The 12,917-nt window shown below is 59.7% G+C and carries 12 protein-coding genes; 8 read left to right on the forward strand and 4 right to left on the reverse strand.

From position 1 onward, the window contains the following. Positions 1–93: 93 nt before the first annotated feature. From BFQ04_RS13890 to BFQ04_RS13905, 4 genes are all read right to left on the reverse strand, one after another. A complete protein-coding gene (locus tag BFQ04_RS13890; RefSeq protein ID WP_065951312.1) occupies positions 94–1,047 on the reverse strand; it encodes a hypothetical protein in 954 nt (317 codons plus the stop codon). A gap of 20 nt (positions 1,048–1,067) precedes the next feature. Beyond that, positions 1,068–2,783 (reverse strand): proline--tRNA ligase, encoded by a 1,716-nt coding sequence (locus tag BFQ04_RS13895; protein ID WP_065951313.1) that lies wholly within the window; start codon positions 2,781–2,783, stop codon positions 1,068–1,070. 205 nt (positions 2,784–2,988) lie between these two features. Continuing rightward, a complete protein-coding gene (locus tag BFQ04_RS13900; protein WP_065951314.1) occupies positions 2,989–4,521 on the reverse strand; it encodes an AmpG family muropeptide MFS transporter in 1,533 nt (510 codons plus the stop codon). 43 nt (positions 4,522–4,564) lie between these two features. Further along, positions 4,565–4,942, reverse strand: a complete 378-nt coding sequence (locus tag BFQ04_RS13905) for an MGMT family protein (protein ID WP_065951315.1) — start codon at positions 4,940–4,942, stop codon at positions 4,565–4,567. Between the two features lie 130 nt (positions 4,943–5,072). Here BFQ04_RS13905 and BFQ04_RS13910 point away from each other — a divergent pair, with 130 nt between their 5' ends. From BFQ04_RS13910 to BFQ04_RS13945, 8 genes are all read left to right on the forward strand, one after another. Then, positions 5,073–6,080, forward strand: a complete 1,008-nt coding sequence (locus BFQ04_RS13910; protein ID WP_065951316.1) for a DUF481 domain-containing protein — start codon at positions 5,073–5,075, stop codon at positions 6,078–6,080. Positions 6,081–6,175: 95 nt separating this feature from the next. Continuing rightward, positions 6,176–6,907 carry a HugZ family pyridoxamine 5'-phosphate oxidase gene (locus BFQ04_RS13915; RefSeq protein ID WP_065951317.1) on the forward strand — a complete coding sequence of 244 codons (732 nt, stop codon included), beginning with the start codon at positions 6,176–6,178 and terminating at the stop codon, positions 6,905–6,907. A 66-nt stretch (positions 6,908–6,973) separates the two neighbouring features. Further along, complete coding sequence (locus BFQ04_RS13920) at positions 6,974–7,450, forward strand: FxsA family protein (RefSeq protein ID WP_065951318.1); 477 nt, start codon at positions 6,974–6,976, stop codon at positions 7,448–7,450. Between the two features lie 249 nt (positions 7,451–7,699). After that, positions 7,700–7,996 (forward strand): co-chaperone GroES, encoded by a 297-nt coding sequence (gene groES, locus BFQ04_RS13925; protein ID WP_017846112.1) that lies wholly within the window; start codon positions 7,700–7,702, stop codon positions 7,994–7,996. Positions 7,997–8,046: 50 nt separating this feature from the next. After that, entirely contained in the window at positions 8,047–9,693 is a 1,647-nt protein-coding gene (gene groL, locus BFQ04_RS13930) for a chaperonin GroEL (RefSeq protein WP_065951319.1), read from the forward strand. A gap of 399 nt (positions 9,694–10,092) precedes the next feature. Then, entirely contained in the window at positions 10,093–10,776 is a 684-nt protein-coding gene (gene colR, locus BFQ04_RS13935) for a two-component system response regulator ColR (RefSeq protein WP_003208587.1), read from the forward strand. Further along, on the forward strand, positions 10,766–12,046 hold the full coding sequence (locus tag BFQ04_RS13940; protein WP_065951320.1) for a sensor histidine kinase: 1,281 nt from the start codon (positions 10,766–10,768) through the stop codon (positions 12,044–12,046). The genes colR and BFQ04_RS13940 overlap by 11 nt, the downstream gene beginning before the upstream one ends. A 188-nt stretch (positions 12,047–12,234) precedes the next feature. After that, positions 12,235–12,915 (forward strand): class I SAM-dependent methyltransferase, encoded by a 681-nt coding sequence (locus BFQ04_RS13945; protein WP_065951321.1) that lies wholly within the window; start codon positions 12,235–12,237, stop codon positions 12,913–12,915. Positions 12,916–12,917 lie beyond the last annotated feature (2 nt).

The following is a 12,917-nucleotide window of genomic DNA, read 5'->3' on the forward strand; positions in this document are numbered from 1 at the left end:
ATAGCGGGGTGTCAGTGTCAGATGTACTGACTGACACACTGCAATCGGCGGCAAGCCCCCTCCCACATTTGGATCTTTGAACGGTCTGAAAACTCAGCGTGGGCCAGGATCTGCGACGAGTCGCCCCGCATCCTTGGCCAGTGCCTGCAAAAACTCCTGCTGCAATTCCGGATCGTTGCGCGTCAGTTCAATCAGGCTTTGCTCAAGCTCGCTGGCTTCTTCTTCCAGGCCCAGCTCCGAGAGGCGCTTGACCCGGTGCACCCACTGGTTGACTTCGTCGTCTTCCAAATCGTCATAGATCAGGCCATGGGCTTCCAGCAATTTGCCGCGCAGGGTGTTGCTGATCGCCAGGGTCGAATCCGTGTGCACATCGTCCTGGCCGTCTTCCACGCTGATCTTCAAGGTGGTGACGCGGTTCAGGTCCTGCTCGGCAAACGGACTGTCCAACAGGTTCAGGCGCAGGACGCCGTCGCGGTCAGTGGTCAGTTCATGGGTCTGTTTGCCGGCGGTGACCTGTACCGGGCGTTCGCTCCAGGGCAGGCTCGAATATTCCAAGCGCTTGTCACGCTGCACTTCATCGATAGCCGCGAGGTTCTGCTGCGCACGACCGTGGGATTGCACGTTCATGAACGGGTTGATGCCGTCCACGCCGTAGCTCAGCCAATCGTGCGTCATGCTGGCAGGCAGGTTGCCGAGGGCGAAGATATTCGCCACATTGGCCCCCGCGCCGGCCACCAACGCAACGGCACCCAGTGGCATCTCATAGAGTTTGCGCCAGGGCTGGTAGGGCGTGTAGCGGTCGTAACGTCTTGTGACTTCGAATTCGGTGACCTCGAAAGTCTTTTGCTCGTGAATCCGAACCCGACGTTGCGGCAGCTCCAGCACTTTGGGCTCACCCACATCGATCTGCAGGCTGTGGTCGAGCAACTTGCGCTCGACCCGCTCCTCGTGCTCACTGCGTTGCGACATCTGGTTGGCGCAGCCGCTGACCAGCAGGGCGCCGCACAAGGCGGCGCCCCCCAGGGCTCTGGTGTTTCGCTTGAACATGACTTCTCTTGATCTGGTTTTCAGCGACGAATACGCGCCTGAAGGAAAGACAGCACGTCAGCCACCGGCAACGGTTGGGCATCGGCTTCGGTCCGGCTCTTGTATTCCAGATTGCCATCGGCCAGGCCGCGGTCACTGACCACGATCCGGTGCGGGATGCCAATCAACTCCATGTCGGCGAACTTGATGCCCGGGCTGGTTTTCTTGTCCCGGTCATCGAGCAGCACTTCAAAACCGGCGGCCGTCAGTTCGGCATACAGTTTGTCGGTGGCTTCGCGTACTTGCTCGGTTTCATAGCGCAACGGCACCAGCGCAACCTGGAACGGCGCCAGCGCGTCGCTCCAGATAATGCCTTTCTCGTCGTTGTTCTGCTCGATGGCAGCGGCGACCACACGGGAAACGCCAATGCCGTAGCAGCCCATGTCCAGGGTGATCGGCTTGCCGTTCTCGCCCAGTACTTCGCACTTCATCGCCTTGCTGTACTTGTTGCCCAGCTGGAAGATGTGCCCGACTTCGATGCCGCGCTTGATCTCCAGGGTGCCCTTGCCATCCGGGCTCGGGTCGCCGGCCACGACGTTACGCAGGTCAGCCACCGTCGGAACCGGCAGGTCGCGCTCCCAGTTCACGCCGAAGTAGTGCTTGTCGTCGATGTTGGCGCCGATACCGAAGTCGCTCATCAGCTCGACGGAACGGTCGATGATGATCGGCAGCGGCAGGTTCAGCGGGCCGAGGGAACCGGCGCCGGCGCCAATGGCGTCGCGCAGTTCGGCATCGGTGGCCATGACCAGCGGACTTGCCACGCCAGGCTGCTGGGCCGCCTTGATTTCGTTGAGCTCGTGGTCGCCACGGATCACCAGGGCGATCAGCTTGCCTTCTTCTTCGGCACGCACGATCAGGGTCTTGATGGTCTTTTCAATCGGCAGATTGAATTTTTCCACCAGGGCCGCGATGGTCTTGGTGTCCGGGGTATCGACCAGGCGCAGCTCTTCAGCCGGCGCCGGGCGCGAGGTTTCGCGCGGTACGGCTTCGGCTTTTTCGACGTTCGCCGCGTAGTCCGAACCATTGCTGAACGCAATGTCGTCTTCGCCGGATTCGGCCAGCACGTGGAACTCGTGGGAGCCGGCACCGCCGATGGAGCCGTTGTCCGCTTCAACCGGGCGGAATTTCAGGCCCAGGCGCGTGAAGATATTGCAGTAGGCCTGGTGCATGCGGTCGTAGGTCGCCTGCAACGACGCCTGGTCGGCATGGAACGAATAGGCGTCCTTCATGATGAATTCACGGCCGCGCATCAAACCGAAGCGTGGGCGGATCTCATCACGGAATTTGGTCTGGATCTGATACAGGTTCAGCGGCAATTGTTTATAGCTGCTCAACTCATTGCGCATCAGGTCGGTAATGACTTCTTCGTGGGTCGGGCCGGCGCAGAAATCGCGGCCATGACGGTCCTTGAAGCGCAGCAGCTCGGGGCCGTACTCTTCCCAGCGTCCGGATTCCTGCCACAGTTCAGCCGGTTGGGTGCTCGGCATCAACACTTCCAGAGAGCCGGCGGCGTTCATTTCTTCACGAACGATGGCTTCGACCTTGCGCATCACCTTCAAGCCCATGGGCAGCCAGGTGTACAGGCCCGAGGCCAGTTTGCGGATCATGCCGGCGCGCAGCATCAGCTGATGGCTGATCACAACCGCGTCGGAAGGCGTTTCTTTCTGTGTGGCGAGCAAATATTGACTGGTACGCATGGTAGGCCGTTGTCGGTTGCTTGGACTTGAAATGACTTGGGATTGTACGGGCGGTTGCTGCTGGAGTACAGGCGTGACATTGCGGGGGATCTGACTGACTGTAGAAGATCCGAATGTGGGAGGGGGCTTGCCCCCGATAGCGGTGTTTGAGCGACGAGATACTCAGCTGTCCCACCGCAATCGGGGGCAAGCCCCCTCCCACATTTCAGTCTTCTGCAGGTGGATTCAACCGGGCGCGGCGGTTTTCCTGGAACCAGTGCAGCGCAATCAGGAACAGCGTCGGCACCCCCAGCAGGCAGGTGATCATGAAGAAGTTGTGATAGCCGAACTTCTCCACCATCACCCCCGAATACCCGCCGATCAGGCGCGGCAGCAACAGCATGATCGAGCTGAGCAGGGCGTATTGGGTGGCGGAGAACTTGAGGTTGGTCAGGCTCGACAGGTAGGCGACAAATGCCGATGTGGCCAGGCCCGAGCTGAAGTTATCCAGGGAAATGGTGACAATCAGCATCTGCAGGTCGGGGCCCATGTCGGCGAGCATCACGAACAACAGATTGGTGCCGGCCGAGGCCACGCCGCCGATGAACAGGATCGGCAGGATACCGAACCGCACGATCAACAGGCCACCCATACCGGCGCCGATCAGGGTCATGATCAGGCCGAAGATCTTGCTGACCCCGGCAATCTGGTCCTTGGTGAAACCCTGGTCGATATAGAACACGTTGGCCATCACGCCCATGACGGTGTCGGACATGCGATAGGAGGCGATCAACCCGAGCAGCAGCAACGCCTGCCAGCGGTAGCGCAGGATAAAGTCGTTGACCGGCGTCAGCACCGGCGCCAGGCCGCGCCGGCCCATGGCGGAGAGACACATCGCAGTCAGCAGGATATAGAGGATGGCGCGCAGGAATGCGCGGTCTTCCATCAACAATTCCCACAGGCTCACGCCCTCGAACAGCACGCTGGCGAAGTCAGTGTTGTACAGCTGGGTAAACATCGCCGGCACGGACACCAGCAGCACGATCAGCACGAACACCGACACCAGCTGATGCGCGAAGCTGTAGCGCCCGGCCTGCAACTGGGTGCGCAGCGGCACGTTGGGTTCGCGCATGAACAAGGTGGTGAGCAGCGCCGGGACCATCAACACGCCGAACAGCACATAGGTGCCGGTCCAGGCCGAATGTTTATAGTTGAAACCGGTGGAACCGAAGCCCTCTGCAAAGAACAGCGCACCGGCCGTGGCCAGCAGGGCGGCGATGCGATAACCGGACATATAACTGGCGGCCAGGGCGGCCTGGCGGTTGTCGTCAGCGATTTCCAGGCGGTAGGCATCGACGGCGATGTCCTGGGTGGCCGACGCGAATGCAACGACGACGGCAATGGCGATCAACCAGGACAAGTGTTTTTGCGGGTCACAAAAGCCCATGCCGATCAATCCGAGGATCACCAGCGACTGGGAGAGCACCAGCCAGGAACGCCGGCGCCCGAGTTTTCCGAGCAATGGCAGGCGCCATTGGTCGAGCAGCGGCGACCAGACCCATTTGAAGGCGTAGGCCAGCCCGATCAGGCTTGCATAACCGATGGTCTCGCGGGCAACGCCTGCTTCGCGCAACCACACGGAAAGCGTCGAGAACACCAACATATAAGGCAGGCCGGCAGCGAAACCGAGCAACAACAGCACTAACGTCGAGGGGCTGGCATAGGCGGCGAGCGCGGCGCGCCAGGTTTTACGGGGCATGGGCTGGAGTCTGCCTCAGATTTGCGGAAACAAAGCGCGCACTCTAACCGCTGTGCTCTACCGGACGCCAGCCATGGCGCTGAATATCAACACGATTGTTCAGGATAGTGACGCCTTCGCTACGTAAACGCGCACGTTGCTCGTCACCGGATGCACTGCCCAGCGGCAGGCTTATCCGACCACCGGCACCCAGCACACGGTGCCAGGGCAATCGGGTATCTGCGGGGAGCTGGCTCAAGGTGCGTCCGACCCAGCGCGCGGCGCGCCCCAAGCCTGCCAGGTGCGCCAACTCGCCGTAACTGACCACGCAGCCTTCAGGCACCTGCGACAACGTCAGGTAAAGTGCGGTGCGGCGCATTTCGGCGGGGTTTTGCGGGGTGTCGGCGGGTTCATTCACTGCGAGGCTGTCCGTTGAGAACATCGGTGTTTTTGTGAGAAACGTCTGTAAGCTTGGCGTCGAGCATGGAACTCAATATAAATAGTTGAGTCAGTTCAGGCTATCTAACACGATAGCCTCTTCTTTTCGCCAACCCCGAGCCCCGTATCCGCTTATGTTGTCCAGAACCCTGCTGTGCCTCGCTGTCCTCAGTGCTTCCACGCCCCTGCTCGCCGATACCGTCTGGTTGAAAAACGGTGACCGCCTGACCGGCAAGATAAAAGTCTTCGACGGCGGCAAGCTGCTGATCCAGACCAGCTACGGCGGGGCGATCCCGGTGGACTGGAAGCAGGTGAAAACCCTGGAGAGCGATCAGGAGTTGCTGGTCAAGCAGGACGCCTACGACGGCGAAAAGGCCAAGTCCCTCAAGCCTGCAGAGGATGGCAAAGTCGTGCTGGCCAATGGCGAAGCGCCCAAGACTGTGGACTTGGCCAGCATCCAGCAGATCCTCAAGCCCAAGCCTGTGATCGAAGATCTGGTCTGGAAGGGCAACATCGACCTGGCGCTGGACTACAAGCGCGCCGACAAAGACACCAACGACTACGACATCGACTTCAAGACTTCAGCCCGTCACGGCCAGTGGCGCCACACGGGTAAGGGCGAATACAACCGCGAGTTCCAGGACGACGTCACCACCACCGACAACTGGGCGTTGGAATACGACCTGGACCGCTTTATCACCGAGCACTGGTTCTGGCAGGGTCGCCTGACCTACAAGCGAGACAAGGTCGAAGACCTGGCACGTCAACGCACCGTCGGTACGGGCCCTGGCTATCAGTTCTGGGACGATGAACTCGGCGCGTTCTCCCTCGGCTCGCTGGTCAACCGCACCGATTACGAATACGCCGATGGCGGCAAGGACAACTTCTACTCCCTGGCCATGAAGTGGAACTACAACCGCTACCTGGTGGGCAAGACCGTTGAGTTCTTCACCAACGGCGAGCTGGGCAAGCCGCTGGACGGTCCGGCCGACTATTCCCTGGATGCCGAGATGGGCCTGCGCTACAAAGTCACCGAGTGGGCGTCGCTCAATCTCAAGGCTGAACGCGATGTCATCAGCGGCGACTCCGACAGCAGCTTGAGCAAGACCCGCTACACCGCAGGCTTTGGTGTGGCCTGGTAAAGCGACACGCTGGCAACCTGCGTGGATATTGATTACCTTGTGTTGAGATCCATTCCCATATGCCATGGGCGGCGGAACAACCCAGGAGTCATACAGTGAGCGCGCACGTTGCCAGGAACGCCCGAGAGCTGTTGCTCAAGGAATACCGTGGGGCCTTGGCCACACTGTCCAAAGCCATGCCCGGTTTTCCCTTCGGTTCGGTCGTGCCGTACTGCCTCGACGCGCACGGCCAGCCGCTGATCCTGATCAGTCGCATCGCCCAGCACACGCACAATTTGCAGAACGACCCCAAGTGTTCGTTGCTGGTCGGTGAGCGCGAAGCCGACGATGTGCAGGCCGTCGGGCGCCTGACCTACCTGGCGCAAGCCGAAAAGCTGGAAGACGCCGCCAGCATCGAAGCCGCTGCCGAGCGCTACTACCGCTACTTCCCTGACTCGGCCAATTACCACCAGGCCCACGATTTCGATTTCTGGGTGCTCAAACCGGTGCGCCACCGTTATATCGGTGGGTTTGGCGCGATCCACTGGGTCGATCAACTGACCCTGGCCAATCCGTTCGCGGGCAAGGCCGAGCGCAGCATGATCGAACACATGAACAGCGATCACGCCAAGGCCATCGCCCATTACGTCGACCTCGCCGGTTTACCGACGACCGAGACTGCGCAACTGGCCGGCATCGACAGCGAAGGCATGCACCTGCGCATTGGCCAGTCCCTGCACTGGTTGCCGTTTGCCGAGTCTTGCAACACACCGACACAAGTACGCGAAGCCCTGGTTTCATTGGCTCACGCGCAGACCTGGCCGAAAAAATCAGACGTTCGCGCTTGAATTCACGAAAAGGCGACGTCATCTAAGGTGAACTAGCAAGGCATTCTTGCGTTGAGGAACCATTTGATGCGCCCTTTTTTGTTGCTTTTTCTATTGTTCCCGGTGCTGGAGCTGTTCGTATTCGTTCAAGTCAGCGGTGCGATCGGATTTTTCCCGGCACTGTTACTGATCATTCTCGGCTCGATGCTCGGCGTTCTGGTGCTGCGCGTCGCCGGCCTGGCGACGGCCCTGCGCGCCCGTGAAAGCCTGAACCGCGGTGAGCTGCCCGCCCAGACCATGCTTGAAGGCCTGATGATGGCCCTGGCCGGTGGCCTGTTGATCCTGCCGGGCTTTATCAGCGACGTGGTCGGTCTGGTGATGCTGCTGCCGGTCACGCGCAAACTGCTGGCCGGCAAGATGCGCCAGCGTGCCGAAGAAGCGGCCATGCGCCAGCGCGCGTTTGCCGAAGACCTGCAACCCCGTGGCGGTCCGGCCCCGCGCCAGCCCCTGGGGCGGGAAGGCGATGTGATCGAAGGCGAGTTCGAACACCGCGACAGCAAATAAAGACCTCACCGGCACGGCACCTTCGGGTGCCGTGTTGCATTCATTCCTGATCAACACACAAAAAAAATTCGTTCGCTGCCCCTTGTAATAAGCCTGGGCGCCCTTATGTAACGGTCACCGCAAGGTTTCTGGTGGTGACACTAGACAGACTTCCGCGGTTCGCCCAGCGAGCCGCGACCGGCACCGCCGGAATTTAACCCGCCGGAATTGATACCGGCCGATGAAAAACACAATTAGGAGAGATCGACAATGAGCAAGCTTCGTCCTCTGCACGACCGCGTCGTCATCCGTCGCAGCGAAGAAGAAAAGAAAACCGCCGGTGGGATCGTCCTGCCAGGTTCGGCTGCTGAGAAAGCCAACCACGGCGTGATCGTCGCTGCTGGCCCAGGCAAGACCCTGGAAAACGGTGAAGTACGTGCGCTGGCCGTGAAAGTGGGTGACAAGGTTGTTTTCGGCCCTTACTCCGGCAGCAACACTGTGAAAGTCGACGGCGAAGACCTGCTGGTAATGGCTGAGAACGAAATTCTCGCTGTACTGGAAGGCTGATTTTCCCGCTCATTTTCCCGTTACTACAAAGTATTTAAGGAATATCGATCATGGCTGCTAAAGAAGTTAAATTCGGCGATTCCGCCCGCAAGAAAATGCTCACCGGTGTCAACGTCCTGGCTGACGCAGTAAAAGCGACCCTGGGCCCGAAAGGCCGTAACGTGATCATCGAGAAAAGCTTCGGCGCTCCGACCATCACCAAGGATGGCGTTTCCGTAGCCAAGGAAATCGAACTGGAAGACCGTTTCGAGAACATGGGCGCGCAGCTGGTCAAAGACGTTGCCTCCCGTGCCAACGATGACGCCGGCGACGGCACCACCACCGCTACCGTCCTGGCTCAGGCCATCGTCAACGAAGGCTACAAGGCCGTCGCTGCCGGCATGAACCCGATGGACCTCAAGCGCGGTATCGACAAAGCGACCATCGCGATCGTTGCCGAGCTGAAAAACCTGTCCAAGCCATGCGCTGACACCAAGGCTATCGCTCAGGTAGGCACCATCTCCGCCAACTCCGACAGCTCCATCGGCGACATCATTGCCCAAGCCATGGAAAAAGTCGGCAAGGAAGGCGTGATCACCGTTGAAGAAGGCTCGGGCCTGGAAAACGAACTGTCGGTTGTAGAAGGCATGCAGTTCGACCGTGGCTACCTGTCCCCGTACTTCGTCAACAAGCCGGACACCATGGTTGCCGAGCTGGACAGCCCGCTGATCCTGCTGGTCGACAAAAAGATCTCCAACATCCGCGAAATGCTGCCTGTACTGGAAGCCGTTGCCAAAGCCGGCCGTCCGCTGCTGATCGTCTCCGAAGACGTTGAAGGCGAAGCCCTGGCGACCCTGGTTGTGAACAACATGCGTGGCATCGTCAAAGTCGCAGCCGTCAAGGCTCCAGGCTTCGGCGACCGTCGCAAGGCCATGCTGCAGGACATCGCCGTATTGACCGGCGGTACCGTTATCTCCGAAGAGATCGGCCTGAGCCTGGAAAGCGCCACCCTGGAAAACCTGGGTAGCGCCAAGCGCGTGACCATCTCCAAGGAAAACACCATCATCGTTGACGGTGCTGGCGTTGAAGGTGACATCGAATCGCGTATCGCTCAGATCCGTACCCAGGTTGCCGAGACTTCCTCGGACTACGACCGTGAAAAACTGCAAGAGCGTCTGGCCAAACTGTCCGGCGGCGTTGCAGTGATCAAGGTTGGCGCCGGTTCCGAAGTTGAAATGAAAGAGAAGAAGGCCCGCGTTGAAGACGCCCTGCACGCAACCCGTGCAGCCGTTGAAGAAGGCGTGGTACCTGGCGGTGGCGTTGCGCTGATCCGTGCTCTGGAAGCCCTGACCAATCTGACCGGCGACAACGCTGACCAGAATGTCGGTATCGCTGTACTGCGCCGTGCCGTTGAAGCACCGCTGCGCCAGATCGCTGCCAACTCCGGCGACGAGCCAAGCGTTGTGGTCAACGAAGTCAAGAACGGCAAAGGTAACTACGGTTACAACGCTGCGACTGGCGTCTACGGCGACATGATCGAAATGGGCATCCTGGACCCAACCAAGGTGACTCGTTCCGCACTGCAGGCAGCTGCTTCCATCGGCGGCCTGATCCTGACCACCGAAGCTGCCATCGCTGAGAAGCCAAAGGCTGAAGGCGCAGGTGGTGGCGGTATGCCAGACATGGGCGGCATGGGTGGCATGGGCGGCATGATGTAAGCCAGCCTCACCCGGCTACTGAAAAACCCCGCCTGCAGTGATGCAGGCGGGGTTTTTTGTTGTTTCGGCCTTCTGGCCGCCCCGTGAGGGGGGCCGGTGTACTCGGTTAAACAATGTGGGAGGGGGCTTGCCCCCGATGACGGTGGGTCAGTTAAACATTTATCAACTGACCTACCCTCATCGGGGGCAAGCCCCCTCCCACGTTGATCTTCATTTCAATGGGCGATGATTTTCCACGCACTGGCGTAGCGAGTCTGTGAAGTTATAGTGAAAATCTCGTTCAATATAAATATCGGTTGAAAACCTATATCGATGACCTGTGCAGGTCTATCCCTGAGCGACACTTGGCCTTAAGCTGCGCGAGCCAACACGGCTGTTACCGCGTACGGAGCACTGCCCATGCGAATTTTATTGGTTGAAGACAACCGCGATATTCTGGCCAACCTGGCCGATTACCTGGGGCTCAAAGGCTACACAGTGGATTGTGCGCAGGACGGTCTGTCGGGCCTGCACCTGGCGGCCACCGAGCACTACGACTTGATCGTGCTCGACATCATGCTGCCTGGCATCGATGGCTACACCCTGTGCAAACGCCTGCGCGAAGATGCGCGCCGCGACACGCCGGTGATCATGCTGACTGCCCGTGACCAGTTGGACGACCGGCTGCAGGGCTTCAAGTCCGGCGCCGATGACTACCTGCTCAAGCCGTTCGCCTTGTCGGAGCTGGCCGCCCGTATCGAAGCGGTGTTGCGCCGTGCCCAAGGTGGCGGGCGTCGTGCCCTGCAAGTGGGCGACCTGAATTATGACCTGGATACGCTGGAGGTGACCCGAGAAGGGCGCCTGCTGAAACTCAACCCGGTCGGCCTGAAGTTGCTGGCGGTGCTGATGCAGAAAAGCCCGCACGTATTGCGTCGGGAAATCCTCGAAGAAGCCTTGTGGGGCGACGATTGCCCGGACAGCGACAGCCTGCGCAGTCACGTTCACCAACTGCGCCAAGTGATCGACAAACCTTTCGCCAAGCCGTTGCTGCAAACGGTACACGGTGTGGGCTATCGCCTGGCCGAGGGCCGTGATGGAGTTTAAGCAAAGCCTTGCCCAGCGGATCATCATCGCCTTTGCCTTGATGAGTGCGTTGGTGGCGGGGGCCTTCGCCATGGGCATTGTCGCGACCGTGCACCTGGTGGAAGAGAAGTTGATTTCGGCAGGCCTGGGCGGCGACCTGCAACGTCTGCTGTTGATGGACAGCATGGAAGACTGGCGACATCGGCCCGAGCCTGACCAGTTGTTCTATTTCAGCGGCGGCCCCGGCGATTTCGAGCTGCCCAAGGATTTGCGGCATCTGGACCCGGGCTTTCATGAGGTGTTTCGCGAGTCGCTGTCCTACCATGCCATGGTCGAAGTGATCGATGGCCGGCGTTATGTGCTGCTGCAGGACCAAAGCGATTTCGAAGAGCGCGAGCGTGTGCTGTTTGCCGTGGTGCTGGTGGGCTTTGTGCTCAGCCTGGCACTGGCGGTGTTCCTGGGTTGGGTGCTGGCGCGCAAGGTGATGGCGCCGGTGGTGCGCCTGGCCCGCCAGGTGCGCCATCGCGACCAGTTGCTTGGACTTGCGCCACCGTTGGCGCCGGATTATGCGGCCGACGAAGTGGGCGAATTGGCGGTGGCGTTCGACGCCACCCTGGGTCGCTTGCGCCAGGCGCTGTCTCGCGAACAGTTGTTTACCAGCGATGTGAGCCATGAACTGCGTACACCCTTGATGGTGTTGGCCAGTTCCTGCGAATTGCTGCTGGAGAATCCGGCGATCGATCAGCGCGGGCGTAATCAGGTCCAGCGCATCGCCCGGGCCTGTGAAGAGATGCGCGAACTGGTGCAGACTTTTCTGATGCTGGCCCGCGCCAAGCATGACGATGCCGCCATGTCGGCCCAGGTCAACCTGACCCAGGTTGCCGAGGACCTGCTCGGAATCTGGCGCGGGCCCATCGAGCAAAAAGGCCTTGAGTTGATCTACTGCCCAGGTACCCCGCTGGAGACACGCTACAACACGACGTTCCTGCATGCGGTGATGGGCAATCTGTTGCGCAATGCACTGCATTACACCGAGCAAGGGTTTATCCGCCTGACCCTGGAGCCCAGCGGCTTTGTGGTGGAGGACACGGGTGTGGGCATTCCTGAAGACAAGCGCGAAGCGATGTTCGAGCCGTTCGTGCGTGGCAGCGAGAAGCGCGGCGAGGGTCTGGGGTTGGGCTTGTCACTGGTGCAGCGTATCTGTGAAAGCCAGGGCTGGAGCGTCACCCTGAGCACCATGGAGCCCAATGGCTGCCGTTTTCATGTGGAACTGGGTCAAGTCAGAACCTGACCGTTCAGTCTGTCAATTTGCTGCTGCACGACGCCTGCTTTTCGGCGAAGATGGCCCGATGCTACTGAATGTTTCTGTAAAGTCTTGAAATGTATGGGATTGGACAGGACAAGTTTTTCACAACGAGTTGACCTGTTGATCACAGTTCGCTGCTTAGGGTTGTAGGCATCAGTTACCGGAGACTCAAGATGCCTTCCCCGATCAAGTTGGAATTTTCAGAAAAGTACGACGATCAACACGCGCGGCAATACCTGCTCAAGCATCGGGACAATCTGGCTCGCCGGTTGTCCCACAAGCGCGATGAGCAACTGGCGCGTGGTGCGCTGGCCATGGCCGGTGAGCCGGGCCTGGTGTTGGACTTGCCGTGTGGTGCCGGACGCTTTTGGCCATTGCTGGCCGAGAAACCCAATCGTGTGATCATCGGGGCCGACAATTCGGCGTCGATGCTGAAGGTCGCCACGGCGGCCCAGCCGGCGGAAGTGGTAAAACGGGTACGCCCTTTGCAGACTTCCGCCTTTGATATCGATTTGCCAGACAACTCGGTCGACAGTATTTTCTGCATGCGCTTGATGCACCACATCGGTGACCCGGCGCACAGGATGACAATACTTCGGGAGTTTCAGCGGGTTAGCCGTGACAGCGTGATTATCTCGCTGTGGGTGGATGGCAATTTCAAGGCCTGGAAGCGTAGGCGCGCCGAGGTGCGGCGTCGTAAGAAAGGTGAGCAGGAAGGTTACCAAAACCGGTTTGTGTTACCGGCTGCTACTGTCGAGGCAGAATTCGAGCAGGCCGGTTTCCGAGTTCAGGAATCCCTGGACTTCATGCCGCTCTACGCCATGTGGCGAGTCTATGTATTGCGTAAGAGGTAACA

The organism is Pseudomonas sp. 37 R 15 (assembly GCF_900004865.1).
In the GTDB taxonomy this organism is placed as follows: Bacteria; Pseudomonadota; Gammaproteobacteria; order Pseudomonadales; family Pseudomonadaceae; genus Aquipseudomonas; species Aquipseudomonas fluorescens_AM.

What these genes read in the sequence shown, in the direction of transcription:
- BFQ04_RS13900 (WP_065951314.1), bottom strand. Translation starts at nt 4,521, where the DNA reads ATGCCCCGTAAAACCTGGCGCGCCGCGCTCGCCGCCTATGCCAGCCCC.
- BFQ04_RS13895 (WP_065951313.1), bottom strand. Translation starts at nt 2,783, where the DNA reads ATGCGTACCAGTCAATATTTGCTCGCCACACAGAAAGAAACGCCTTCC.
- BFQ04_RS13910 (WP_065951316.1), top strand. Translation starts at nt 5,073, where the DNA reads ATGTTGTCCAGAACCCTGCTGTGCCTCGCTGTCCTCAGTGCTTCCACG.
- BFQ04_RS13940 (WP_065951320.1), top strand. Translation starts at nt 10,766, where the DNA reads ATGGAGTTTAAGCAAAGCCTTGCCCAGCGGATCATCATCGCCTTTGCC.
- BFQ04_RS13890 (WP_065951312.1), bottom strand. Translation starts at nt 1,047, where the DNA reads ATGTTCAAGCGAAACACCAGAGCCCTGGGGGGCGCCGCCTTGTGCGGC.
- groES (WP_017846112.1), top strand. Translation starts at nt 7,700, where the DNA reads ATGAGCAAGCTTCGTCCTCTGCACGACCGCGTCGTCATCCGTCGCAGC.
- BFQ04_RS13920 (WP_065951318.1), top strand. Translation starts at nt 6,974, where the DNA reads ATGCGCCCTTTTTTGTTGCTTTTTCTATTGTTCCCGGTGCTGGAGCTG.
- colR (WP_003208587.1), top strand. Translation starts at nt 10,093, where the DNA reads ATGCGAATTTTATTGGTTGAAGACAACCGCGATATTCTGGCCAACCTG.
- groL (WP_065951319.1), top strand. Translation starts at nt 8,047, where the DNA reads ATGGCTGCTAAAGAAGTTAAATTCGGCGATTCCGCCCGCAAGAAAATG.
- BFQ04_RS13905 (WP_065951315.1), bottom strand. Translation starts at nt 4,942, where the DNA reads ATGTTCTCAACGGACAGCCTCGCAGTGAATGAACCCGCCGACACCCCG.
- BFQ04_RS13945 (WP_065951321.1), top strand. Translation starts at nt 12,235, where the DNA reads ATGCCTTCCCCGATCAAGTTGGAATTTTCAGAAAAGTACGACGATCAA.